This window comes from Vibrio sp. 10N.222.46.A1, from assembly GCF_041473595.1.
In the GTDB taxonomy this organism is placed as follows: Bacteria; Pseudomonadota; Gammaproteobacteria; order Enterobacterales; family Vibrionaceae; genus Vibrio; species Vibrio tasmaniensis_A.
In genome coordinates this window covers 1-1,001 of record NZ_JBFRSN010001732.1, presented here as the reverse complement: position 1 = coordinate 1,001, position 1,001 = coordinate 1, and the positions used below count along the sequence as shown (strand labels likewise).

Here is a 1,001-nt window from a genome sequence, read left to right as displayed (position 1 = left end):
AGAGTACATCGAACATGTCATGAATGAAGGCGATGACTTAATCAAATTTGCAGCTTGGTTCTTTGAAACTATGTTTGAATTAAAGCAAAAAGACACATACCAAATTGCGGGTAAAACTTACAGACAGCCAAAGCGTAGCTAGTGTTTTAGTTACTAACTATTAGGCATTAGCGAATAGTGTCCTTTTTAAGGTCAGTGTTTCTAAGCTAAGTATTTAAAAAGCAGCTCTCTTGAGCTGCTTTTTTTATGAATGTCTAAACCAATGTCTTGGATTGCAAATGGGTATGGTGAATCAAGGTTAGACGGACTTAACATTAACTCATTGATATAACGATACAATGCTGATTTACGCAGAAACAAGAATACGGACGTTGCAATAGGATGAGTCAGTTGCACTAAAATGTGATTTAGATCTTGTTTTTGGCCGCTTTAAGTGTAGAATCCGCGCATAAGAAAATCGATTATGTGCGGAGATAAGCATGAATTACGAACTAGGCCACGCATACCTTGGTCAAATGGTAGCAAAAAACATGATGCACGAAGCATTGTATGGCAAGCCAAAGCCAAAAAAAGCATCATTCTTTAAGCGAATGATGAAGAAAATGGCGAAATAAGCATTTTCAAAAACGGAATTTAAAAAGGCCTTAAACTCGATGAAGTTTAAGGCCTTTTTCGTTTTAGCGATTAATGAAGGTCATCGCTCGTTTTGTTGTGGATGGACACAAAAAACACTGATTAATTCCCGATCGGATTTGTAACTCTGTGTGAGTTTAACCTGTCGATTGGTTGGATAGGTCGACAACATTATTCGGGATGGTATCTAAACCATTTTCTTTCATCCATGCTTCTAAGTTGTCTGCTCCACCGATGTATTTACCATCGAGCCAGATCTGAGGAACGGTTACTGGTGTTTTCTCACCAATGTGCGCTTTGACCTCTGGAATCATGCGATACAAAGCTGCGCTGTCTTTTACGACATCGTGGTATTGGTATTCAACACC

General features: G+C 38.7%; 2 protein-coding genes. One reads left to right on the top strand and one right to left on the bottom strand.

The features are described 5' to 3' along the window. The first annotated feature begins 479 nt into the window (after window positions 1–479). Entirely contained in the window at window positions 480–614 is a 135-nt protein-coding gene (locus AB4496_RS29070; protein ID WP_004731825.1) for a hypothetical protein, read from the top strand. Window positions 615–770: 156 nt separating this feature from the next. Here the strand turns inward: AB4496_RS29070 and AB4496_RS29065 are convergent. Continuing rightward, window positions 771–1,001 (bottom strand): glutaredoxin (locus AB4496_RS29065; RefSeq protein ID WP_372133591.1); only part of this gene is annotated, 231 nt, incomplete at its 5' end.